The sequence below is a fragment of the Nostoc edaphicum CCNP1411 genome (assembly GCF_014023275.1).
Lineage (GTDB): Bacteria > Cyanobacteriota > Cyanobacteriia > Cyanobacteriales > Nostocaceae > Nostoc > Nostoc edaphicum_A.
On the sequence record NZ_CP054698.1, the window covers coordinates 7,220,980 to 7,247,428 of the forward strand.

9 protein-coding genes are annotated in these 26,449 nt (G+C 42.6%); 4 read left to right on the plus strand and 5 right to left on the minus strand.

Annotated features, from left to right (window positions below):
• Positions 1-118: 118 nt before the first annotated feature.
• From HUN01_RS33020 to HUN01_RS33030, 3 genes are all read right to left on the minus strand, one after another.
• Positions 119-619, minus strand: a complete 501-nt coding sequence (locus HUN01_RS33020; RefSeq protein ID WP_181929697.1) for a DUF302 domain-containing protein — start codon at positions 617-619, stop codon at positions 119-121.
• Between the two features lie 246 nt (positions 620-865).
• Positions 866-2,791: an asparagine synthase (glutamine-hydrolyzing) gene (asnB, locus tag HUN01_RS33025; protein ID WP_181929698.1), complete on the minus strand. Its 1,926-nt coding sequence runs from the start codon at positions 2,789-2,791 to the stop codon at positions 866-868.
• 817 nt (positions 2,792-3,608) lie between these two features.
• A complete protein-coding gene (locus HUN01_RS33030) occupies positions 3,609-4,445 on the minus strand; it encodes a response regulator transcription factor (protein ID WP_181929699.1) in 837 nt (278 codons plus the stop codon).
• A gap of 1,634 nt (positions 4,446-6,079) precedes the next feature.
• On the opposite strand from HUN01_RS33030, the gene HUN01_RS33035 reads away from it, so the two are divergent.
• From HUN01_RS33035 to HUN01_RS33050, 4 genes are all read left to right on the plus strand, one after another.
• Positions 6,080-6,544: a MarR family winged helix-turn-helix transcriptional regulator gene (locus HUN01_RS33035; RefSeq protein ID WP_181929700.1), complete on the plus strand. Its 465-nt coding sequence runs from the start codon at positions 6,080-6,082 to the stop codon at positions 6,542-6,544.
• Positions 6,545-6,597: 53 nt separating this feature from the next.
• Positions 6,598-7,719, plus strand: coding sequence for an ABC exporter membrane fusion protein (locus HUN01_RS33040; RefSeq protein WP_181929701.1), 1,122 nt, complete (start codon positions 6,598-6,600; stop codon positions 7,717-7,719).
• A 106-nt stretch (positions 7,720-7,825) separates the two neighbouring features.
• Entirely contained in the window at positions 7,826-9,013 is a 1,188-nt protein-coding gene (gene devC, locus HUN01_RS33045; RefSeq protein ID WP_181929702.1) for an ABC transporter permease DevC, read from the plus strand.
• 22 nt (positions 9,014-9,035) lie between these two features.
• Positions 9,036-9,824 (plus strand): DevA family ABC transporter ATP-binding protein, encoded by a 789-nt coding sequence (locus HUN01_RS33050; RefSeq protein ID WP_181929703.1) that lies wholly within the window; start codon positions 9,036-9,038, stop codon positions 9,822-9,824.
• Positions 9,825-10,053: 229 nt separating this feature from the next.
• Here HUN01_RS33050 and HUN01_RS35825 read toward each other — a convergent pair whose 3' ends face one another.
• A complete protein-coding gene (locus HUN01_RS35825) occupies positions 10,054-18,012 on the minus strand; it encodes a type I polyketide synthase (RefSeq protein ID WP_238845871.1) in 7,959 nt (2,652 codons plus the stop codon).
• 98 nt (positions 18,013-18,110) lie between these two features.
• Positions 18,111-26,345: a type I polyketide synthase gene (locus HUN01_RS35830; protein WP_238845873.1), complete on the minus strand. Its 8,235-nt coding sequence runs from the start codon at positions 26,343-26,345 to the stop codon at positions 18,111-18,113.
• Between the last annotated feature and the right edge of the window lie 104 nt (positions 26,346-26,449).

A 26,449-nucleotide genomic window follows, 5' to 3' on the forward strand; every position in this document is an offset into this window, starting at 1 on the left:
TCATGTTATTGACTTGGAAGCAGAAAGTAAAAATCTTGTTTTCCCAACTCCCTACTCCCAATTCCGTCATTCCTTTTTCATGCGTTTATCGCAGTTTAGGATGGTTACACAATACTTACTAAGTAGCTATCCTGACCATTTCTTCAAACTTTTGATCGAGCATTTGCATAATTGTTGAAATCTTTTCGTTGGGGAATTGCCCAAGTAGCGATGATGGTTGGTCGTAAGCAACGTGGGTCTTGCCATTGTAGTCATCGTAGACAAATAGTCTTAATGGGACATAAAGACCAACGGCAGGATTTTGTTCAAACATTTGGTTGGCTATTAATGGGTTCCCAATTATATAGAGCTTGGCCTTTTTGTTTTTACCTGCAAGAGACATGAGTTTGCCATGTTCAACTTGTGAAAAGATCATAAAACCGCTTTTACCAATCATCGATTCAATCCCACTTTTGATTTGTTCAAACGATTGTTTAGTACCAATCATTTGCTGAAAAAGTGCGTTGTCACTTCTACCATTGATGGTTTCGATGTTATTGGTGACTTCTTCAAATGATTTTTCAGAAGTAACAATTACACGAGTTGCTGTGAAATTGACAGTTTCTATTACGGTTTCCATGACTCTTTTTCTTTCTCTACTCTATAAATGTGCAATCAATTCCTACAGTTCCCAGGTCAGTTGACCAGTACTTTATTCATTTATTTAAAAGGTACTGGTAGCTTGATGATGAAGCGATTAGCCTAGTAAGGTTTTAGACAAAAGACCCAATCTTAAAACATCCTCCTATATTAGTCTTCAGTCTCTCTAAGATCGATTATGCAAAAAACCTGATATTTGTTGTTTATCACAGTCTCAAACAATACTTTATGTGAGGCTGAACCGCTCTTGGAGAATACAAGTACTGAGCATTTTCATCAATGTGGTGTCTATAGAAGCAAGTTGGCTTTCATTCATTTCTGGTATTTGATCAAGGAATTGAATTACTGCTGGTTGGTTATAAAAGGGAACAGAAGCGAATGCTGAACTACGTAGGGTGTCTTGGATAAGTTGGTGTAGAGGTTCACTCTGCTTCAATGTGGAAGGCGGCGCAAAAAATGGATGCTTTTTGCGGTTATAGACCATATCTGGAAGGTAAGGTTTGACTGCTTCTCGCAATATATACTTGACATTCATGCCGCGAATCTTGAATGAAACAGGAATATTACGGACTGCTTCCACAACTAAGTGATCTAAAAATGGCAGTCTTCCTTCGGTAGAATGGGCCATTTCTACACCATCTCCTAAAATTCTAAACAGGTAAGGTAGAACAGTTTTAGACCACAAATAAAGAGACTGATGAACAGGCTCTCGCTTTGCAAGTTGTCCTTGTACATCAATTTCATTGAAGAACATGCGATATGCATCTTGCTGGCCAAAGTGAGCCATAAATGCGGGCGAGTATAGAGAAATGGATTTAGCATATCCTTTGGCATTAGCTTCAATCCAGGTGGGTACAAAGCCTAAAAGACGTTCGACATTAGCTAAAGGTTTGGATATTTCTTCAGGTAAGAAACCTGCTGCGGCAGAGACTTGGTTGTTACGCTTTAATTCTTCTAAGATATGCTTGATAGTCTGCTCATCTTGACCCTTGGTGTTGTAACGCAACATGTCCATCAAAAAATGAACATAGCCTCCAAAGATTTCATCAGCGCCTTCACCTGTGAGGACAACTTTGTAACCTGCATTCTGTACTGCTCGGCTCAAAAGGTACTTAGCAGCAGCACCAGCATTGATACAGACCATTTCACAGTGCCAAATAGCATCTGCAAAATGTTCAGCTAAGTCAGATTGAGTAATGGGAATAATTTGATGGTTTGCTCCAGCTTTTGCTACTGCTTCACGAGCGAAAGCTTCTTCGTTGTAGTCTTCGTGATCGAAGGCGAGGGTAAATGCTGTAATTGGCTTTGTTGTGTGAGTAGCTGCAATTCCTAACACCGCAGATGAATCAATTCCTCCACTCAAATGACAACCTACAGGTACATCTGCTCTTAGCCGCAGTTTTACAGACTCGTTTAAAGTATGGCGAACTTGTTCAATGTAATCTTCTACGCTTTGTTGGGGTTGTGCATCCCCAGTGATGGGGTAATCAAAATCCCAGTAACGATGCAGTTGGATATTGGTATCGGACGCGAGTAAAAAATGTCCAGGTGGTACTTGATATATGTTTTTGAAGAAAGTCCGGTCTGGGCTAAAGAGTCCGAGATCGGCTCGAAACCAAAATTCATGATCCCAGTTAGCTGGAACACCGGCAGCAAGCAAAGCTTTGACTTCTGAAGCCAAGTAGAGTGTATCACCATGCATGGTGTAGTAAAGAGGCTTGATGCCAAAGCGATCGCGAGCGGCAAAGAGTGTTTGATTGCGCTCATCCCAAATTACAAAAGCAAATTCACCTCGTAAATGGTGGAGACATTGAGTCCCAAACTCGTTATATAAATGAATAGCAATTTCGCTATCGGAGTGTGTTCGCAGGTTATATCCTTTTTGCTTCAAGTCCTGCTGTATCCGCTCAAAATCATAAAACTCTCCATTAGCAATAATATGCAGTGTGTCATCTTGATTGCTAATTGGTTGGTCTCCACTAGTGAGGTCAATAATACTAAGTCTTCTATGTCCTAAGCCAACTCTGCCATTATCAGAAATCCAAAATTTCTGTGCATCGGGCCCTCTATGATGCAGGCTATCTATTCCCCGCTTCAAAGAAGTCTCGGAAATTGGTTCTTGTCTTGAGAATAATGCCACAATTCCACACATTTGCTGAATTCTCCTTTGAAAAGTTTTGAGATATTGTTAATGTTTTGGTGTCAAAACACTATTAGCGGATGAAATTATATATTCACAAAAACATCGGGTGTTAAAACGATGGTTTTGCAAGGATCTGGTAAAAGCTTTAGTTTTTGTGAAATTTTATGGCTATGACTGAATCTAGAGTTATTGTGTTAACGGTATCGAACCGAGATAAGTAAATTTGCACAATAAAAGCAAACTATGTGAAGAAAGATAAGCTAGACTAAAACTCTCTTCACTCTTGCCTCCTTCCTTATCCCAAAAACAAATTTTCACGCCGTTATACTTACGTGTAATTTGAGGCAAGATAGTCTGGGAAGACTTTCCCTGTATAGATTTTATCGGTTTTAAAAGTTTCGCATGATTTGAGAATGAGTAGAAATTGGATTAGTAATGTTTTAACCTGATTTAGCAGGTCTTTGAATTGACGATTTTCATAGAGATTGATAGCAAAATATTGCTAAAAAACGTAATGCTCATTAAGAGGGCATAGATAAATAGAAAGGTTAATAGCTAATAGGTAATAGCTAATGCTAAAAATATAGTTGCTAGAAACGCAACTCATTGCACCTTTACATTTATTTATGCCCACACACTTAAGAATAGGTAAAACGCATTTTCACATCAGTAGAACTGTAACTTACTACCAGTTTATAAGACTTAAAACGAGGTAACAATAACTTATACTTTGATAGAACTATAAGACTCCTGTATGATTTATGAACAATATTTCAAATTAAACCCTGATAAAACGGGCTTTTCAGCCTCAGTATGTTTGCACAAGTCAGATCGGAGTCCCATAACAATTACTTTGCTCATGTTTCTGAAGTGAGCTAGTTGCACTCGCCCTTCTCCAGGCTTGGGGAGTTGTACCGTGATGTTGGCGAAACTGGCGGAAGAAATGAACCATACACTGATAGCCCACCAATGTAGCGATCGCCTCAATTTTCTGATCGGTTTCTAAGAGCAAGGACCGTGCTGCTAGCATTCGGCGCTGAATAATCCAATTTTGCACAGTTTGTCCCGTTTGCTTTTGCACTAAGTTAGTCAAGTAAGTTGGGCTGTAACCAACTGCAACAGCTACGTCTTTCAGGGTAATCGGACGATGATAATTGGCCTCAATGAAGCTGAAGACCTTATTTAACTGGTGGTCGGATGGAAACATGCGCTCAAAGGTAGTGGGTTTTATTATGTCAGGTAGTGGTGGTTCTGCGACTATCTGGGGCTGTACAGCGTAGTGCTGTTGGAGGGAGGCTCGTTTTTCTAAGCAGACGGCGATCGCCCTCAATAATTCCTCTACTGTACAGGGCTTAGTAAGATAGTCATCTGCTCCCAATTCCATACCTTTGCGAATATCAGTCCGAGTCATTCTGACAGTGACAAAAATAAAGGGGATAGTTGTTGTAAGAGGATTTTGGCGTAACGTGGTCAGAACGCCATAACCATTGAGTTTTGGTATCATAATCTCGCTGACAATCAAATCGGGTAACTCTTCGTTTGCCCGTTGGACACCAATAAGACCGTTTTCAGCACCTATAGTGTAAAAACCTTTAGCTTTTATGCCTTCTAAAAAAAGGTTTCGGGTTGAGGCTGTATCTTCAATCACCAGAATTTTTTTCACACTCTTCTCCGAAAATATTGTAATTAGTAATGCTGGCTTTGCTTGACATAGAGTTATACAGCAGATTTCAAGTTGATGAAGTACACAACGATTCGTCTGTTACCCAGGTATAAAGCGTGTTTTACTCCTGTTAGCGCAGCAGGACGTAGCCCATTCAGAATTCTGCTGTATGTCATCACTAATTGCACTTGTGCAGTTATGATGCAGGCAAAAGTTAAGTATTATGGGCTTAATTTGCCATGTCTATATGATTAATCAGTTCCCTCCATTAGTTTTACGCAAAATCAGTAGACCGAAAATAATAACAGAGATGGATGATTTGCTTTTTAAAATAGATAGATTCCTTTCAAATGAACAATTATTTCGGCTATTTAAATCCGATTTTTAAAGCATTATCCAAACATAAATAAAACCGGAATAAATTCAAATCCGGTCGAGTTTAGGAAAATATTAGCTTGCCAAAAAATCGATTACAAAGATTAAAATTATACTTTGGTATAATCATATTTGATATATCAATTTTGATTATTGGCAATATTTTTTGTATGTTTTATTTAAAGCTTTAGCGCCGTCAATTAGTTTAAAGTATAGGTACTTTACTGTATAATTTAATTCCATCGCTAGGACAATTTCATGTGCTTCTTGCATGTATTTCAAATACTTCATAAAATACGGCTAAATTAGAAATATTTAGAACGGTTAATGTGCCTACAAGCTTTATATAAGAGGCTTTTCCTCTTATTATGCAGAACAAAACTCAAGCAGTGTTACTATAGACTTTTTAGCATTAATAGTAAATTTATGAGAGTGAATAAGGACTAAATGATCTTTAAAAAATACGGCTTTAAATCAAATCCTATCTATTTATTAAAGTCTTTCCTCATTTAAGTTTTGCAATTGAATAATACGACAGTTTTAGGCTTAGTAAATTTAGGAAAGGTTAACATTAAGTAAATTTTGGTTGGTTTTTTATAGATTTTAAAGTTTTTTATAAACAAATATAAACCAAATATTAATTTATATAAATTTTTTAGTCTAATCCTATTTTTGACAGGTTAATGCTTAAAAAATAGCCGCCAATGAGGGTGTAAAATACAATTTATTGTGTTATTAATCACGTTATCTTAAAAAACATTACCCATTTTTGTCTTCAAGCTACCGTTGTGCTATTTAATTACGGTAGTAATGACCACAACTATTGGTAAGCCCAAAGTATCAATCAGTACGTGTCTTTTACATACCTTAATTTTCTTTCCTGAGTGCATACCCAGTTTTCTTGGATACCATTGTTGTTGTCTCAACGTCGCTGTCATACTTGAGTAGTTTTTATACTGACAGGATATAGTTGCGCGAGCTTTCTTACTCTTTAGATATCCTCTAAGCTCGACTTTATCCAAAATTAAGAACTCGGTTTTCTTTCTCCGGCGAAAACCCTGGCTTTTTGGCAGATATTTTTTCCACGTCACAGATTATGTGACGAAGTTAAAAAAGTAAAACTACTGTCCCACAAAGGTTTCATCTGAAGCGATCGCGTTGCGGAGTAAATGGATAAAGTTGAGCTAATTGTAAATATTAACTTGACAAGCTAGAATTAATTGTATATACACTTAATTTATGATTAAAAAAATTCATTTATGGAAAAGCAAGCTACTGAGTTAGATTTGACTCAATTGATTACTATTGAGGATACCTGCGCCTGCTTTAACCTTCGTAAAGCATCTAGAGCGGTTACACAACTTTTTGATGAAAAGCTAGAGCCAAGTGGTCTGCTGGTTACTCAGCTGACAATTCTAGTTGCCATCTCAATTCTCGGCTCAGTAGCAATCAGTGATTTAGCTGAAGGTTTAGTCATGGATCGAACTACGCTGACGCGAAACCTCAAGCCTCCCGAAAGAGAAGGATTGATTCAAATTAATCCTGGTGAGGATCGACGGGTGCGAGTAGTAACCTTGACGGATAAAGGACGCTCTGTTTTGGCACAAGCCTTACCATTATGGCAACAAACGCAAGCTCATATAGTGGAAAGCTTAGGTCAAGAACGCTTTAATCTATTGCTTTCAAGCTTAACTACTACGGTTTCAATAGCCCGGAACAGCTAAATTTTTTTTGAAAAAACGTGTATATCCACCTAATAATAAAGTGGGGTATTTTTATGTTTGAACAAGAAGTTTCTTTAATTACCGAGAAAAAGCATAGACCATTGATTAAATCTATAGTTCAATGGGCTGGCATCTTGGGAGCGACAGCAGCAGTGGGAATAGGTGGATTTGTGGTTTGGAAACAGGTGAGTTCCCAAACCGGGGTTGAGAATCAGACTGGCATACAGACCCCTTTACCTCAAGCACAAAAAGTTGTAGAGACGATAACTGCTTTAGGACGCTTAGAACCTCACGGAGAAGTAATTCAAGTTTCAGCGCCCACTTTCTTAGAAGGCGCACGAGTTGAGAAACTATTGGTGGAAGACACAGATTGGGTGAAATCTGGTCAGGTGATCGCAGTTCTCGATCGCCGCGAACGATTGCAAGCTGCTTTGAAACAGGCTCAAAGACAAGTTGAAGTAGCCCAAGCACGGCTAGCCAAAGTCAAAGCCGGAGCGAAACAGGGAGATTTAGGAGCACAAAAAGCAACAATCGCTCGCTTGGAGGCAGAATTACGAATTGCCCAAACAGAACATCAACGGTACAAATATCTACAGGAAACTGGAGCCATTTCTGCTTCACTCCTAGACTCAAAACGCCAAATTGTTGAAACAATTCAGGGACAACTCAATCAAGCTAAATCTACCCTAACTAGTATTGCAGAAGTTCGTCCGACTGATATCCAGGAAGCTGAAGCAGAAATTGCTAGTGCTGTAGCATCTGAGCAGAAAGCCAAAGCAGACTTAGAAACTGCCTTTGTCACCGCACCCCAGAATGGTCAAGTTTTAAAAATTCATACTCGTGCGGGAGAGATGGTTGGTACTAAGGCGATCGCAGATATTGGACAAACTAGGCAAATGGACGTAATCGCTGAAGTTTACGAAAATGATCTTGCCAAAGTGAAGATAGGGCAAAAAGCTACTATCACCAGTCTTAACAAAGCCTTTGTTGGAAAACTACAGGGAACTGTATACCGGATCATTCCCCAAATTGGTAAGCGGGATGTCCTCAATGACGATCCAGCAGCAGCAGTTGATGCCAGAGTTGCTGAAGTCAAAATCAGTTTGTTACCGAAAGACAGTCAGCGAATTATGAGTTTGATCAATCTCAAAGTAGAAGTAGCAATTAATCCTTAATTTGGGAATGGGAAGTTGGGAGTGGTGTATTTATATCAATTTAGAAGAGTAGAAGTTCTCAATTTTAAGTTCTAAACATTACACTCAAATTAACTTATGTGATGCAATGATAAATTTTAATTTATCTTTTCTTGGTGGTAATAAAATTCCCCTGGCATGGTTGCAATTGATCCGGGAGAAGACGAGGCTATTCGTGGCGATTTCAGGTATCAGCTTTGCCGTGGTACTAATGTTCATGCAGATGGGATTTCTAACTGCTCTATTTGATAGTGCAGTTGGTATGCACAGCAGTCTACAAGGCGATATTGTGCTGATTAGTCCACGCTCAGTGGCCTTAATTGCCATGAAACAATTTTCCCAACGGCGGCTATACCAAGTATTGGGCTTTCAAGGAGTAGAATCTGTCAGCCCTATCTATGTAGATTCTGGAATCTGGAAAAATCCGCAAAATCCTAGTGTTACCCGTAATATTCGGATCTATGGAATTAATCCTGACAATCAAGTATTCAACATGCCAGGGGTAGCTGAAAATCTAGATAAGATTAAAAAGCCTGATGTAGTTTTATTCGATTGGGGTTCACGTACTGAATTTGGGCCGATTAGCACTTTGTTTAAGCAGCAAAAAAGCGTAATTACAGAGGTAGAGGAACGGCGAATTAATGTTGGTGGTTTATTTGAATTAGGAGTTACTTTTGGTTCTGATGGCACTTTAATCACCAGCGATCTGAATTTTTTAAGAATATTTGAAGAACGTAGAACCGCAGGATTAATTGATATTGGTTTGATTAAACTAAAGCCAGGTGTAGATGTAGGAAAAGTGTTGGGAAATTTGAGGGCAAACTTACCCAAAGATGTAAAGGTACTATCTAAACAAGAATACAAAGACTTTGAAGTAAACTACTGGAGCGGCAGCACACCTATTGGTTTTACTTTTATACTTGGTACAGTTATGGGCTTTTTTGTCGGGACGATTATCGTTTATCAAGTACTTTATACTGACGTTAACGATCATCTCCCTGAGTATGCCACACTCAAAGCGATCGGATACAAAGATTCCTTCTTCTCTGGTGTTGTATTTCAAGCAGCAATGATTTTAGCCACGCTAGGATTTTTACCTGGAGTACTAATTGCTTGGGGTTTATATGAACTCACCCGCACTGCCACACTCTTGCCGATGTTTATGCAGCTTGATAAAAACTTGCTAGTGCTAGTTTTGACGTTTGTCATGTGCTTTGTCTCTGGTAGCATCGCAATACGCAAGCTTCGAGAAGCAGACCCAGCTGACATATTTTAATATCCTTTCCTATAGTTTTATTATGCGGTCAGAACCTCTTGTCAATATTGAAAATCTCAGCCATTACTACGGTCGAGGAGTCTTGCGTAAACAAATTCTGTTTGATATTAATCTAAAAATTCAACCAGGCGAAATTGTAATTATGACCGGGCCATCAGGATCTGGTAAGACTTCTTTACTAACTTTAATTGGTGCTTTACGTTCAGCCCAAATCGGTAGTTTAAAAGTTTTTGGGCAAGAGCTATGCGGAGCTACTCAAGACCAATTAGTGCAAGTGCGACGTAATATTGGCTATATTTTTCAGGCACATAACTTGCTGAGTTTTTTAACAGCTCAACAGAATGTCCAAATGTCGCTTCAAATCCAGCCTGGGATGACTAAGCAGAAGGCTCAACGCCGAGCAAAATCTATACTTGAAGCTGTTGGATTAGGACAAAAAATTAATAGCTATCCAGAAAACCTCTCTGGCGGACAAAAACAGCGGGTTGCAATTGCTCGTGCTTTGGTAAACTCTCCTAGTTTAGTTCTGGCTGATGAACCTACTGCTGCTTTAGATAGTAAGACTGGTCGCGATGTCGTAGATTTAATGCAAAAACTAGCCAAAGAACAAGGGTGTTCCATCTTGCTAGTGACTCATGATAATCGTATTTTAGATATTGCCAATCGTATTGTGTACATGGAAGATGGTCGATTCGATAGAAGTAGGACAGGAAATTTTATTGGGTCAGCGATCGCTATCGGCGGGCCTTCCGCGTCATCGCCAAAACTAATATCCCCGAACAGGATCACCAAAAGTGGACAAGACCCTTAATCCCGCATTTCTCACAAGCTTGAGATCAGAGGGGAAAGAACTTGGTATTTGAACTCTCCTCTGCTCCCTGCTCAAGAACAAGGTTTTGAGAGATGTGGTGAGAAATCCGGGTTAATGTGAGCCAACAATTTTCTTGTTTGCACCCAAAAACCCTGCCCCTCTGCTGCTTTAATGATAAGTCTTTAACCGGACATGATATGAGACGTGCTAACCCTGCACTAGACTACAGTTATTGACTTTTGAGCAAAGCTTCTATAGCTTCTAGTTCATCTGTAATTGAGGTTTCAATACCCTGTTCTGAGATGGAATTTTCCAGTTCAGAGACAATCATCGTCTGCGCTAATTCTCTTTGTTCTGTGTTTAGTAGGAATTCGTTGGCAATGTGGTGCGCTAGGGATTGAATAGTGGGATGCTCAAAAAGGACTGTGGAAGCGATCGCTTTATTCAAAGTGGCTTCCAATCGACTACGTAATTCTACCATCATTAAAGAATCCATACCCATATCAAAGAATCCTACTTGGGCATTTGGTAATTGAGAAGGTGGTAAACCTAAAACTTTACCAACTTCAGTTTGCAAGTAGGTGATCAATAAGGAAATGCGATCGCTCACTCCCAATGATGTTAATTGCTGCATTAGCTGGGAAGTTTGATGAATGGGCGATGGTGCTTGGGTTTGAAAGTCTGTAAAGAAAGGAGAAGATAAACCTTGGGCTAGGAGTTCAGACCAATTCACTGGTACTACTCCCACTTGAGCGCTAGATTGTGTCAGGAGAAACTCTAAAATATCTATACCTTGGTTAGGAGCGATCGCACCAATACCACGTAAACTCATTTTAGTAGCAATTTGACGTTTGGCAGCAGCACCGATATCTGACCAAACGCCCCAATTTATACTCAATGCTGGTAATCCTTGGCTGTGTCGATACTGTGCTAAGGTATCGAGAAATGTGTTAGCGGCTACATGGTTTGTCTGTCCAGGAGAACCTAAGAGGGAAGCGGCAGAGGAAAACATGATAAAATAATCCAAAGGTATGTTTTGGGTCAAAAGATGTAGATTCCAAGCGCCTGCAACTTTTACAGACATCACAGACTGCAACCGTTCCGAATTTAGTTGCTGTAAAACTCCATCATCTAAAACACCTGCTCCATGAATGACAGCACGCAAAGGCGGATAGTTTTGTTGGATGTTAGTTAGGACTGCTGCTAAATCTTCTGACTGAACAACATTTGCCTGAGTTGTGATAACCGTAGCACCTGTGGCTTGTAATGCTTGAATTTGTGACTGTGCTTCTAGTGTCGGGCTGCTACGTCCCACGAGTACCAAGTATTTCGCACCTTTTTCAACTAACCAATGGGCAACGCGTAAACCTAAACCGCCCATACCACCAGTAATTAAATAGGTTCCTTCGGGATGAATTGGCAATGTTTCCAAATCTTCATTGAAAGCGACGGGAAACTCCATCCCCAGGTGTCTGTAGAAGGATAGTCGCCCCGTCGCTTGGGGCATTGGGCATTGGGCATTGGTTACTTTTTCCCCATGCCCCATGCCCCATTCCCTATGCCCAAAAACTCCATCCCCTTGTGGGTGGAGTTTTTTATCTGTTGGTTCGTGGGTAATCGCAATTTTGCCAATATGTTGCGCCTGTTGCATCATCTGCAATGCTGTCACCACTTTTTGGGCAGGAAAAACTTTGTGGGGTAAAGGTTGCAACTTTTGGCTTTGAAACTGTGCCATGAGACGATGCAACAAGGATTGCACCTGTTGAGGATTTTGCCCAGCGACATTCATCAAATCCACCAGGTGATAGGCAACTTTTGGCTTGACTTCGGCAACTTTTTGTGAATTCCAAACTCCCCGTTTGCCAATTTCAATAAAGCATCCGTTGGCTTTGAGAACCTCTAGACTGGCGGGAATAAACTCACCAGCGAGGGAATTAAATACGATATCTACACCTTCACCATCAGTTACTTCTAGAATTTCTTGAGCAAAATCCAAGGTGCGTGAGTTAAAGATGTGTTGAACACCTAAAGAACGCAGTGTTTGCCATTTTCCTGGGCTTGCTGTAGCAAAGACTTCCGCCCCAGCTTGTTGAGCAATTTGTAAAGCTGCCATACCTGTACCCCCTGTGGCGGCGTGAATCAGGATGCGCTGTCCTTTTTGAATTGCAGCAACTTCTCGCAGGGCATATTCTGCGGTGAGGAAATTGGCGGGAATTGTCGCGGCTGTCTCAAAGCTCAAAAAGTCGGGTTTGGCAACAACAAAGCTGGTGTTAGTCGTAATATATCGGCTAAAACTATCAGCAGCTAAGGCTACGACGGCATCACCAATGCTAAACTCACTTACGCCCTCACCAACAGCGACAATCTCACCGGCACATTCAACACCAAACCAGTTGCGATCGAAAGGTAGTAGTCCCAAAGCATCCAATACGTCAATAAAATTTAATCCCGTCGCCCGTACCTGAATCTCTACCTCCCCTGGCTGCGGTTGACGACGTTGTGAGGTTTGCCATTGTAGGGAATTGAGTAAACCGCGTGTACCGATGGTTAAGCGGTAAGGCTGTTCGGGAACAGCAAGTAATTTTTCAGGATTAGTGAAGCGAGTTAATCGTGCTACCTTTCGCCCAGTTGAGTGGAGGGCAATTTCCTCCTCTTGGGAAGGGTGCATGAATTCGGTTACGAGGGTATCAATTTGGGAAATTGCTGCTTTTGTCGGATCTAAATCCACACAGCGACAATTGAATTCTGGGTGTTCCAAACGGATGACTTTACCCATACCCCATACAGGTGACTGCATCAATCCTGTGATTGTGGAGGTGGGATTGACTGCACCTTGAGTCACTAGCCAGAGGCTAATGGGCTGATTTTGCTTTTGAATTAGGGCTTGGACGAGGTTGAGAACATTGGTACATTCAGCGTAACAGTCTTGAGGTAGAGTCTCAATGTGTTCTTGTGAACTGGAAATATAAACAATGTTTTTGATTGAATTACCCCCCTTAATCCCCCCTTGCAAAGGGGGGAAACCGGAAATCAAGTCCCCTGCCCTTTGCAAGGGGAGGGTTAGGGAGGGGTGAAACTGAGATTCAGGAGCCAAAATGGTACATAATTGCTGTTGCTGCTGTAATTGTTGTGCGATCGCATCTCCCAACTCAGAATAATCTGTGATAATTAACCATTCCCCACTTTCTTGATCTGACTGTGCCACAATGACTGCTTGTTGAGCCAATACTTCTGGAAGCACGGAGTTAGGGGTAATATCTGCAACGTTAGTAAATCCATTTACTTGTAATAAATTGTGCCACTGCTGGGTAGAAATTAAGGGATATGTCGGACGCAAATCTTTGTCTTGGAATCTCCACCAGCCTTCAGTTAAACCAAAAATTAAATCCAGCCAACTACTTGGACGAGTACCTTCTAAAAGTATCAATAATCCGTTGGGTGCGAGTAAGGATTTGACGTTGGTGATGGTTTGGCTTAAATCTTTGGTGGCGTGTAGAACGTTTGCGGCAATAATAATATCAAAACTGTTGGCAGTAAATCCCTGAGATATAATTGGCTGTTCAATATTCAAACTTTGGTAACGAACAAAGGTATAATCTGAAAACTGTTCGCGTGCTTTTGCTAAGAATAGTGGAGAAATATCAGTAAAAACATATTCCACTGATTTCGTCGCAAGTTGCGGTAAAAGATTAGCTGTAGTTCCCCCTGTACCAGCACCAATTTCCAGAATTCTTACAGTTTGCCCAGACGGTAAGTTTTCTAAAGCTGAGAGTACCGCTTGCTGTACCAAAGTATTCATCATCTGGGCACCAGGGGAATTTTGATACAGTTGAGCGATCGCACTCAAGTCTCCATTGGGAAATAATATTTGTAAAGGTTCACATCGTCCCTGCAACACCTCTGATAAATGTAAACCACAGCGTTCAATTAACGTGAGTTCTGCTGAAGCAGATGGGTATTTTGTTTGTAGTTGTGCTTGGAGAATTTGTGCTTGTCCAACATTGAAAGACTGTCGCACATACCACCGTTCATCTTGTTGTTGGAAAATACCTGCGGCTGTTAATATTTCCAGCAGGTGTATAAATAATTGTTCTTGCTCAGGTATAATTTGTAATTGCTGCCGAGAAAAATGTTCACCCATCTGCAAAGATAAACCCAACTGTTGCAGCGCTTCAACAACATATACAAGACTCAGAGTTTCCAACTGGGGTAATAATTCTGCATAGTTCTGGATCTCCGGTTTTGTTAACAGTTTCGTGAATTGAGGTGCTAACTGTTGAGCAATCATCTCTGGAGAAGGAAGCAAAGATGTCTGCTTATGGTGAGATTGGGTGCGCCATTCCACCTCGTACAACCATTCTCGCCAGTCTGCTGAGGAATCTCCAGCAAAAATACTTTGTGATTCCACAGCTTTCAGTTGTAGTCCTGAAAAAGTTGCGATCGCTACTCCTTCGGGCGTTAAAACTTGGATATCTGCAATTATAATTGGTGATGAAATATCTGCTTGACGCAGTTGTACCCAACTCCATAGATTTTCCCCGACTGTTCCCCAAATAGTCAAGCGATCCACACCGATGGGCAGATAAACAGATGATGTGGAGTTATGGGATAGAATAGCTGCGATCGCTTGTAAACATCCATCCAAAACTATTGGATGGAATTGATAACCACTACGCTCAGTACATATTTCTGGTAAATGAATCTCTGCGAGTGATTGATTCTCATTGTACCAGAGTTGGGTAATGACTTGGAAGGTTTCGCCGTAATCAATGCCAACCGTTTTGAGATTTTGGTAGAAGTCGGCAATATTTGTAATTTGGGTACAATGCCGTTGCTGTTCTAAAAAATTAAAAATCCCATTTGGATTAACATCTTTGTTCACACCTACTTTTCCTGTTGTATGAACAGTCCAAGCATTTTCTGTAGCGCTGACAATTTCAAATTCGTAGCTGTCAGTGAGAATGAATTGTACAATCCGTGGGGAATCTGGGGTGAAAATGCAAGCCTGTTGCAAAGAAATATTTTCTAAGTATAGGCGATCGCTTTGAAAAACTTCCTTTCCGGCTGCCAATGCCATTTCTATGTAGGCGGCTCCTGGTAAAATTACTTGGGCAAATACCTGATGGTCTTGCAGATATATGGGATAATTATCAGCAAGCTCTTGCTCAAAGTATAAATTAGCCGATTTAGCTAAGTGTATTTTCTGCCCCAATAAAGGATGAACATCTACACGCTCCCTCCTCAACCCTCCCACTGCCCTTGGTAAGGGGGGACAGAATGGGGTAATTTCTGCCCAAAAACGCTTTCTTTGGAAAGGATAATTTGGCACATCAAGACGCTGACGGTTATACCCTCGGTCAAATCTGTGCCAATCAAGCTGAACTCCTCGCTCATAAAGCGCCGCCACACTTGATAATATTACCTGCGAATCCTCCTGTCCGGCTCGTAAACTGGGCAACCAGAGATATTTTCCCTCATCCCCTACTAGCGATCGCGCCATACCGAGTAAAATGGGCTTGGCTCCAACTTCCAAAAATACACTACACTCTTGCTGAATCAGGGTTTGAACCCCGGCAAAAAACTGCACTGGCTGGCGGATATGACTACACCAATATTCAGGTGTGGCAATTTCTGTACCGATGATTTTGCCAGTAAGATTAGAAACGATTGGGTATTGCGGCGGATGAAAGTTGATAGTACGGGCGACTTGCTCAAATTCTGTCAGCATCGCCTCCATTAAAGGAGAATGGAAAGCATGGGAAACTGGTAAAGGTGTGGTTTTGATGCCTTGGGCTTCCAATATAGCGGCGATTTGTTCAACAGCAACGGTTTCGCCGGAAATCACTGTGTTATTGGGTGCATTGACAGCTGCAATGGATACCTGTTGACTGAAGGGTAGAATTAGTTCTTGTAAGTGAGACGCAGCAGCAGCCACCACAATCATTTTACCGTGGGGTAACTGCTGCATCAGACGGGCGCGGGTGGCAATCAGCTTTAGTCCATCTTCTAAACTAAAGACTCCTGCAATACAAGCAGCGACATATTCACCAACACTGTGGCCCATGAGAAAATCAGGTTTCACTCCCCAAGATAGCCATAGTTGACAGAGGGCGTATTCAAGGATGAATAAGGCTGGTTGGGTGTAGATAGTTTGGTCTAAAGCTGGGGATTGGGCAAAATAAAGTAGATTTCGCAAATCTAAGTTTAATTCGGGATGCAATAACTCGCAGCAGTAATCAATTTGCTGGCGAAAAGAGGATTGAGTGTCATACAATTCTCTACCCATATTGATATACTGGCTGCCTTGTCCGGTGAAGAGAAAGGCGATTTTTGGATGTGGTTGAGAAACCCCAACGGTGTCAGTACGGTTGGATTCCTTTTGATATGTATTACCCCCCTTAATCCCCCCTTGCAAAGGGGGGAAACCGGAAATCAAGTCCCCACCCTCTTGCAAAGGGGGGAAATCTGATCTCCGGTTCCCTCCCCTTTGCAAGGGGAGGGTTAGGGTGGGGTAAAATTTCCGCACCGCCTCACCAACGGCAGCATTGGAGACAGATATATTTTCTTGACTGTCAACAAAATGATATAATTTTTCACAAGCGACGGTAGGAGAATCGGCAACTATAGCTAAACGATATTCCAAGTGCGATCGCCCCGTGTTGGCACTAAAACAAACATCTGCAAAAGAAACATCTTGATATTGGCTAAGATAGGCTACATAGTTACGGGCGAGATGTTCTAAAGCTGTAGGGGTTTTAGCACTCAGAGTTAGAAGATGCAGAGGACGCTCAATTTTATCTTTGTTTTGAATTGCTGTAGGTGCTGCTGCTAATACGATATGGGCATTGGTGCCACTAAAGCCAAAGGAACTGACACCAGCCAGCCGTTTGCCAGAATTCCAAGGTATGCAGGTAGTGGGAACGGTGACGGGTAATTGTTCCCAAGCAATATGGGGGTTGGGTTGCTCAAAATGCAAATGAGGGGGAATTTCACCGTATTTCAATGCCAAAACCACCTTGATTAATCCAGCAATTCCCGCCGCCGCTTCGAGATGTCCAATGTTAGTTTTCAGCGATCCGATCAATAAAGGGCGATCGCGGGTATGATTGTCACCAAACACAGCCCCTAATGCACCAACTTCAATGGGATCACCCAAAGTTGTACCAGTACCGTGGGCTTCAATGTAAGTAATATCTGCGGGTTCGACTGTGCTATTTGCTAATGCTTGGCGGATAACAGCTTGTTGGGATGGGCCGTTGGGAACCGTTAACCCACTGCTGTGTCCATCTTGGTTGACAGCACTACCTTTAATGACTGCAAGGATGGGATACCCGGCGGCAATGGCATCTGACAATCTCTGAAGGACGATGATACCACAGCCTTCGCCCCGAACAAAGCCATCTGCTGCGGCATCAAAGGTTTTACAACGTCCATCATTGGCAAGCATCCGTGCTTTGGAGAAATTAATCGTAAATTCTGGTGATAAAATACGATTTACACCACCTGCTAAAGCAAGATTACATTCACCACGACGCAGACTTTGACAGGCCAGGTGTACCGCCACTAATGAGGAAGAACAAGCGGTATCAACAGCTAAAGAAGGGCCTGTAAATCCGAGTGTGTAGGATAGACGACCAGCAGCAGTACTGTGGGAATTACCAGTTGCTAAGTAAGCATCTATATCTGTGACGGGACGATTTAATAAATGAGTTGAATAGTCATTGCTACTAAGACCAATAAAAACACCCGTAGGACTATCTGCCAGTTGTTCTGGAGGAATGCCTGCATTTTCCAAAGCTTCCCAACTGACTTCGAGTAACAAACGCTGTTGCGGGTCGAGAGAAACAGCTTCTCTAGGGGCAATACTAAAAAAGTCTGCGTCAAATTCTTGTAATTGCCCAATAAAACCCCCATAACGATTATACATTTTACCGGGAACACTTGGATCGGGGTTATAGAATTTATCTAACTGCCAGCGATCGCTCGGTACTTCTGTAATGGCATCAATGCCATTGCGTAACAGTTCCCACAATGCTTGGGGAGTATCTGCCCCACCGGGAAAACGGCATCCCATACTCACAATGGCGATGGCTTCTGTTTGTGCCTTGACTTTGCTACGTAAATCCCGCAACTCTTGGAGAGCATTTTGCATTAAAGCACGATAATCTTTGGATTCAGGCTGGGTCATATTTTGTGATAATTATTATATTTTTTACGAACCGCAGAGGCGCAGAGGACACAGAGAGAAGAAAGAGAAGGGAAAAATTGCTGAACTCAACTGTATAGTCAAAACTTTTCTTGTTCAATTTCCAGTAATTCCTGTGCCAATAAATCGGCAATCTCATCTTGGGATAATTCTGATATCGAATCACTACCAGTCCTCAAATTACCCCACCCTAACCCTCCCCTTGCAAAGGGGAGGGAACCAGATTTTCCGGTTTCCCCCCTTTGCAAGGGGGGATTAAGGGGGGTAATTCGACTTGTGTGTACACCGTAGCTTGGCAAGGGGGGACAGAGGGGGGTGTGAGTTATATTACCTTCTTCTGTTCTCCCTTGGAGAGGTTGGGAGTCATCTAGATGTAATACTTCCTCTATTAAGTAGCGCCCTAATTTCTTGATGTTCGGATAGTCAAAAGCAAGGGTGGTGGGAAGTGTGCATTTGAGGTTGGTTTGCAGACGATTTTTGAATTCGATCGCGGTTAGAGAATCCATACCCAGGTCAAAAAATCCAGATTGAATATCAATGGCGTGAGGTTTAAATCCCAAAACTTGGGCGATTTGCTGACGGATATAGGTATTGAGTAATTCATAGCGATCGTTCTGGGTAGCTAATGACAATTGCTCTAATATAGATGTGGTTGGAGTTGATGAGGTTACAGGTGTCTCAAACCGTTCCAGAAATCTAGAAGATAGTCGTTGTTGGGTAAATTGTCTCCAATCAATTGGTACAACTCCCACCTGGGTAATAGGTTGAGTCAGCAGATATTCTAAAACCTCAATGCCCTCAATCGGTGCGATCGCTCTAATTCCTCGCTGTTCCATCTGGCTGGTGACTTGGGGTTGTGCAGCAGAACCAATTTGCGACCAAATACCCCAGTTAATGCTCATTGCAGGTAATCCTTGAGAGGTGCGATAGTGGGCTAAAGTATCCAGAAAAGTATTAGCCGCAACATGATTTGCCTGTCCGGGAGAACCAAATAAGGCCGTTGCTGAGGAAAACATGATAAAATGATCCAACGGAGTGTTTTGAGTTAAAAGATGTAGATTCCAAGCACCCATAACTTTAGCAGCCATCACCTTTTCCCATCGCTGCCAATTCAGTTGTAGCATTACACCATCATCCAACAAACCCGCCGCATGGATAACACCAGCTAAGGGCATAGTTGATTCTTGTATTTGCGTGAATACGGTTGCCAAATCTTGCTGTTGCGATACATCCACCCGGGCAACAGTTATCGTTGCACCGGCTGCTTCTAACTGCTGAATGCGAGATATTGCAGCAGATGTGGGAGCATTGCGTCCCAACAAAACGAGATGACGAGCGCCCATATCTACCAGCCATTGAGCTACTACTAAACCTAAGCCGCCCAAACCACCAGTAATTAAGTAAGTGCGATCGTTTTTGAATAAGATTTGCTCCCCCCTAAGCACACAACTCGAATTACCCCCCTTAATCCCCCCTTGCAAAGGGGGGAAACTGGAAATCCGGCTCCCTCCCCCTTGCAAAGAGAAACTAGAAATCCGGTTCCCTCCCCTTTGCAAGGGGAGGGTTAGGGTGGGGTAAAACCCAGATTGTGCAGACCCTACAAGGTCTTCCTGTTTCAAAGGTGGAACAAAGCCCCCCTTTTTAAGGGGGGTTGGGGGGATCTGATTTGTTCCATAGCCACTTGCTATAAGTTTTTCTACCACGACCTTCCCGATATGCTTACCCTGCTGCATATACCGAAAAGCATCCACGACGTTTGCCATCGGAAATACCTGAGCCGACAATGGTTGTAAACGAGAATTAGTAAATTCCCTTACCAACTCCTGTAAGATTTGTTGCACCAATTCCGGTTGCTGTCGGCACAAATCCACGATATCGATTAAGAAATAATCTGCATTTGCTTTGACCTCTTTAACTTCTTCCTCTGACCACACATCGATTTTGCCAATTTCCACAAATCGTCCGTGGGGTTTGAGAAGTGCCAAACTCTGAGGTATAAATTCCCCACTCAGAGAATTGAGGATAATATCTACACCTTCTCCTTGAGTTTGGGCGGCAATTTCGGCACGAAAATCTAGGGTGCGGGAGTTAAAAATATTCTGCACTCCTAGTTTTTGCAATACTTCCCACTTGGAAGGACTAGCTGTGGCAAATACTTCTGCCCCAGCTAGTTGGGCAATTTGAATTGCTGCTTGACCGACACCGCCAGCGCCAGCATGAATTAAAATTCTCTCACCTGCACGGATTTTAGCCAGATGATGCAATGTATAAAATGCTGTCAAAAATGCCACAGGGATAGTAGCAGCTTCCGTCACACTCAGATGTTGCGGTTTGGGTGCAACCATCTGTGCATCCACAGTTACGTAATTGCTAAAACTGCCACTGGCTAATGCCATCACTGTTTGTCCTACTTGGAGATTTTTAACTCCCGTACCGACAGCAACAATATCTCCGACGCATTCACAACCCAAAAGCCCTGCATCTCCAGGATATAAATCCAAGGCATTCAACACATCACGGAAGTTTAACCCAGTCGCCCGGATACAGATTTCTACTTCTTGAGTCGCTGGGGGACGACGGTTGATAGTTTGGAAGTAGAGATTTTCTAGGGTTCCTCGCTGATTAATTATCAGTTGACGCGAAGATGTATCGATAGGAGAATACCGCGCAAGTCTAGCCACACGGCGAGTTTGGCCGCGCCAAGCAATATCCTCTTCTGGGGAATTTGCCAGCAATTCTTGTAACAGGATATCTAATTGTGCTGTGAGCGATCGCACTGGGTCAAGATCCAAGCAGCGACAGCGTAACTCTGGATGCTCTAACCGCATAACTTTACTCATCCCCCACAAAGTAGCAGCAGCAATACCGGGGATATCATTTTCTCCACCTGTGGCGACACTTCCCTGAGTTATTTGCCACCATTGAGGCTGGGTAGTTAGTGTTGACAGTGTTTGTAACCAGTGCGATACTTGACCACAAAAAACTTGCTGTGTTGCCATTAGTTGTTCTGTTGTCATCTCCTTGGCGTGGGGTACATCCAAACCCCAGAGATTGATCAGGTGGGATGGGGTAAAAGTTAGAGTAAAATCTGAATCTGCTGCAAATACAAGATGACAAGTTGCACCATGCGCCTCTAAAGCTGTCGCAAGTTGCAAACCAACACCTTGCTGATCTGCTAAGATTAACCAATTCTGAGAATTGCAGGATAATTTGGGAGTTTGGGCAATCAACACGGCTTGTTGATCACAAAATTGGGAATTCTCTATTGTTGGGTTGAGCAGGGTTGTAGACTCAAATCCCACATCCTTTAATAATTCCTGCCATTTTTTGGTAGAAATTAAGGGATAATCTGGACGTAATGCTTGGTCTTGGAAGCGCCACCACCCCTCAGTTAGACCAAAAATTAAGTCTAACCAACGCACCCTCCGCACACCTTCTAATAAGATGAGTAATCCACTAGGGGATAATAACTGCTTGATGTTGGTAACAGTTTGGTGTAAATCTTGGGTGGCGTGGAGGACGTTGGCAGCAATGACAATATCAAAGCTGTTTTCTGTGAACCCTTGGGAAGATAAGGATTTCTCAATATCGAAAAGCTGGTAACGCACGCCAGAATAATTGGCAAATCGTTCTTGTGCTTTGCTCAAAAATAAGGGTGAAACATCGGTAAAAAAATACTCAACTTTTCGCTGTGCTAATTCTGGTAAAATATGTGCGGTAGTGCTACCAGTTCCAGCGCCAATTTCGAGAATCCGCAGGGTTGATTCTGCTGGTATTTCTTCTATAACAGCTATCACTGCCTGTTGCACTAAAGTATTCATCACCTTTGCCACTGGTGAGTTTTGGTAAAGTTGCGTCAAGTCGCTGAAGTCTCCTTCGGGAAATAGTAACTGTAAGGAATCAATGTTTCCTTGTAAGACTTCTGGTAAATGACTAGTGCAGCGTTCGAGTAAGGTGAGTTCTGCTACGGCACTGGGGTAGGTTTGGCGCAAATGGGCAAAGACTGGGGTTGTTGCAGTGAGTTGTGTTGTTTTCAAAACCCGCCAGTTATCATCCTGTTGTTGTAAAATCCCCGCTTCTTGGAGCATTTGCAACAAGCGGTGACATAATCGCTGATGATGACTGAGAACGCCCATTGCTAGCATTGCTTCAGTTGTCGAGAATTCCTCACCGGGTTGCAGTGAAAATTGCAGTTGTTCAAAAGCCTCAAGTACACAAGCAATACTCAACTCTTCCAGTTGTGGTAATAATGATGCGTAGGTTTCAAGCTCTGGCTGATTGAGTTGTAAGGAAATACCTTCGCTAATAGTAGATGGATTCTGGAAAGTATGAGATAATAATCCAACGGACTTTAATGGCTGTTCTTTCCATTCCACTTGATATAACCAATCTTGCCAAGTATTTAACCCAGCATTCCTCAAACTATCCTGTCTAACTGGCTGGATTTGTAAGCCGTCGATGGTCGCAACTACAGTACCATCTGGATTTAATAGTTGTAAGTCGGCAATGTAGGAAGACTCGTGACGAAGTTGTACATAACTCCAAAGGCTTTGACTTAAGTTACCATACCAATGCACCTGCTCTATACCTACAGGTAAGTAGGCTGTGGATGATTGGGAAGGGAGGAAGATTGCACCCATTACCTGAAAACAAGCATCCAACAAAATGGGATGAATTTGATAATCGGATGCATCTGTGAGCAATGGAGATAAACGAATCTCACCTAAAGCTTGGTTATCTCCCCGCCAGAGGCGTTGAATTGCTTGGAAAGACTTTCCATACTCCACTCCCAATTCTTGGCAAGTTTGATAGTAGGATGTTACAGCAATTTCTTCAGGGCAAGTTGTTTGTAGTTGAGTTAAATCGCTATACCCCTCCCCAGCCCTCCCTACATACAAGTCGGATTCTTTACCCCCCTTAATCCCCCCTTGCAAAGGGGGGAGATCAGATCCCTTAATCCCCCCTTGCAAAGGGGGGAAATCAGATTTCCGGTTCCCTCCCCTTTGCAAGGGGAGGGTTAGGGTGGGGTGTATTTTCCGCTCAAACCCAAGTTCTTGACCTATTTCACACTCGTGTGTAGACGGTAGCTTGGTAGGATCACTCTGGAAAATACCTGTAGCATGAGTTACCCATGCCGCATCTTGAGAAATATTATCTTTGCTGACAATTTCAAATTGGTAGGTTTGCTGATCTACTATGAATTGCAAAGTGATAGTTGTATTTTCTGGCAGAAATAATGCTTTGCTAATGACAATATCTCTGATTATGTAAACATCAGTTTTCCAGATTTCTTTTGCGGCTGTCAATGCCATCTCCACATAACCCGCAGCTGGCATGACGATATGATGGAAAACTTGATGATGCTGCAAAAATAGCGGCTGATTCTGGCTGATTTGACTTTGAAAATAAATTTTCTCTGCATGGGCTAGTTGTAATCTCTCTCCCAACAAAGGATGTTGATCAAAATACCTGTTTTGTGGTGTTATGCTATCAATTTCAACCCAAAAGCGCTGGCGTTGAAATGGATAAGTAGGCACTAAAACACGCTGAGGTAGTTCGTCACCTTCAAAGTTCTGCCAATTGATATTCACACCCCGCATATATAATGATGCCAAACTGGATATCATTACCTGCCAATCGCTTTGTCCTGAACGCAAACTTGGCAACCATGCGAGGTTTCCCGCTTCTGGAAGACAGGTTTGTGCCATACTGAGCAAAGTCGGTTTTGCACCAATTTCCACAAAGACTTCGCAACCTGCTTCTGCTAATGTCTGAATGCCGGCAGCAAATTGCACAGGCTGGCGGATATGACGACACCAATACTCAGGTGTGGCAATTTCTGCACCGATGATTTCGCCAGTGATATTCGAGACTAGTGGAATCTGGGGTGGATAGTAGGAAATGCTCTCTTGCATTTGCTCAAACTCTCTGAGCATCGGCTCCATTAAGGGAGAGTGAAAAGCGTGGGAGACTGGAAGTATTGTAGTTTTTATCCCTTGTTTTTGCAAGATTTCGACAAGTTGCGCGATCGCACTTTCCTCTCCAGAAATTACTGTATTATTTGGTGCATTAATTGCTGCAATAGATATTTGTTGTTCAAATATTTGCAGTTGTTGGGCGATATCTGCCGCAGATGCAGCAACTACCACCATTTGACCATTGTCAGGCAACTGCTGCATTAAACGAGCGCGGTTGCTAATTAATTTTAGTCCATCCTCCAGACTAAAGACACCGGCGATACAAGCTGCAACATACTCGCCGACACTGTGTCCCATGACAAAATCCGGTTGTACACCCCAAGATAGCCATAGTTGACACAAAGCATATTCGAGGATAAATAAGGCTGGTTGGGTGTAGATAGTTTGGGATAAATTTTGGGAGTGGGGAGTAGGGAGTGGGGAGTGGGGAGTGGGAAGTGGGGAAAGATAAAGTAGATTTCGCAAATCTAAGCCTAATTCGGGATGCAATAACTCGCAACAGTAATCAATCTGACGGCGAAAAGAGGATTGAGTTTCGTACAATTCTCTACCCATATTGATATACTGGCTGCCTTGTCCGGTGAAGAGGAAGGCAATTTTAGAGACTTGACTTTTAGATATATTTGTAGTAGTGTCTAAATAATTTACAAGATTTTCATAACATAATATATAAGAATTGGCGGGTATCGCCAGACGATATTCAAAGTGCGATCGCCCCGTGTTAGCGGTAAAGCAAACATTAGCGAAGTCTGTATCAGGTGGCGTTGCTAGATAGTTTTTGTAGAGTTGGGCGAGTTCTCGTAATGCTTGGGGAGTTTTGCCTGAGAGGGTGAGTAGGTGCAAAGGACGATTTGTAGGGGAACCCAAAACCTCAGCTGGGTTAACGCGTACCCCCCTCTGTCCCCCCTTGCCAAGGGGGGATGAAAGAGGGTTGGGGAGGGGTGCATTTTCTAAGATGATATGCACATTTGTACCACTCATCCCAAAGGAACTAATACCTGCGAATCGCTGTTTATTTTGATCCTGCCAAGGAGTTAATTTTTGGGGGACGACAACAGGTAATTCATCCCAAGGAATGTAGGGGTTGGGTTGTTGGAAATTCAGATGGGGTGGAATTTGCTGGTGCTGGAGGGCAAGAATTACTTTGATTAATCCAGCAATTCCAGCTGCTCCTTCGAGATGTCCAATATTGGTTTTGACGGAACCAATATATAACGATTCATCTTTGGTTCTCCCTTCACCTAAAGCTTTGGCTAAGGCCAAAACTTCGATAGGGTCGCCCAACACAGTACCCGTGCCGTGGGTTTCTACATATTGAATTTGTTTAGGTTCTAAACGCGCATTTTTCAAAGCTTGACGAATTACTGCTGACTGCGCCGTGCCATTAGGGGCTGTCAAACCGTTGCTGCTACCATCGTGATTTACTGCCGAGCCGCGAATTACCGCTAAAATTGGATCATGGTTAGCGATCGCTTTTGAAAGTCGTTTCAGGACAACAATGCCACAGCCTTCTCCTCGTCCATAACCATCTGCTGCGGCATCAAAGGTTTTACAACGTCCATCCACTGCCAAAGCTTGCAATTTGCAAAAACCGATCATTGGCTCTGGCGCTAATATCAGATTTACACCTCCCACCAGTGCTAAATCAGATTCGCCCTGACGCAGACTTTCAGATGCTAAATGCAGCGCCAGTAGGGAAGAAGAACAAGTTGTATCCAACTGCATTACTGGCCCTTGCAATCCTAAAACATAGGCGATGCGTCCGGCGGTGATGCTGCGAGTGTTGCCCAAACTGCTATAAGCATCAATTTGTCTGGGATCATTAGATGCAATGCTGTATTTGGCGTAGTCATCAAAACAGACACCAATAAATACCCCGGTGCGACTACCTTTCAACTGCTGGGGAGATTGTCCGGCTCGTTCCAATGCTTCATAGCTAACTTCCAGTAAAAGGCGTTGTTGAGGATCTATAGCTGCGGCTTCACGGGGAGAAATGCCAAAAAAGCTGGCATCAAATTGATCTACGCCGTCGATAAAATGACCATAGCGGGTGTACATTTTCCCCGGCGCATCAGGATTGCGATCGTAGTAAGCTGGTACATCCCAACGGTTAGAGGGAATCTCGCTCACCGCATTGACACCATTCTGCAAGAGTTGCCAAAATGCTTCGGGGTTATTCGCACTACCCGGAAAGCGACAAGCCATGCCAATAACGGCGATTGCTTCAGTTTTTTGTGATTCAATAGCTGTTAATTCTGCTCGTAACTGGCGCATTTCCAGTAAAGCATCCTTGAGCAAAGCTTGATAGTTGATGTTTGGCGATGATGAATTGCTCATGAGGAATATGGGTTTAATAATTTATAGTGTTACCCCACCCTAACCCTCCCCGATGCATTGGGGAGGGGACTGGATTTGTAATTATCTCCTTTGCAAAAGGGAAT

Excerpts from the sequence above, each read along its gene's own strand:
- HUN01_RS33020 (WP_181929697.1), bottom strand. The coding sequence starts at position 619 with ATGGAAACCGTAATAGAAACTGTCAATTTCACAGCAACTCGTGTAATT.
- devC (WP_181929702.1), top strand. The coding sequence starts at position 7,826 with ATGATAAATTTTAATTTATCTTTTCTTGGTGGTAATAAAATTCCCCTG.
- HUN01_RS33035 (WP_181929700.1), top strand. The coding sequence starts at position 6,080 with ATGGAAAAGCAAGCTACTGAGTTAGATTTGACTCAATTGATTACTATT.
- HUN01_RS33040 (WP_181929701.1), top strand. The coding sequence starts at position 6,598 with ATGTTTGAACAAGAAGTTTCTTTAATTACCGAGAAAAAGCATAGACCA.
- HUN01_RS35830 (WP_238845873.1), bottom strand. The coding sequence starts at position 26,345 with ATGAGCAATTCATCATCGCCAAACATCAACTATCAAGCTTTGCTCAAG.
- asnB (WP_181929698.1), bottom strand. The coding sequence starts at position 2,791 with ATGTGTGGAATTGTGGCATTATTCTCAAGACAAGAACCAATTTCCGAG.
- HUN01_RS33050 (WP_181929703.1), top strand. The coding sequence starts at position 9,036 with ATGCGGTCAGAACCTCTTGTCAATATTGAAAATCTCAGCCATTACTAC.
- HUN01_RS35825 (WP_238845871.1), bottom strand. The coding sequence starts at position 18,012 with ATGACCCAGCCTGAATCCAAAGATTATCGTGCTTTAATGCAAAATGCT.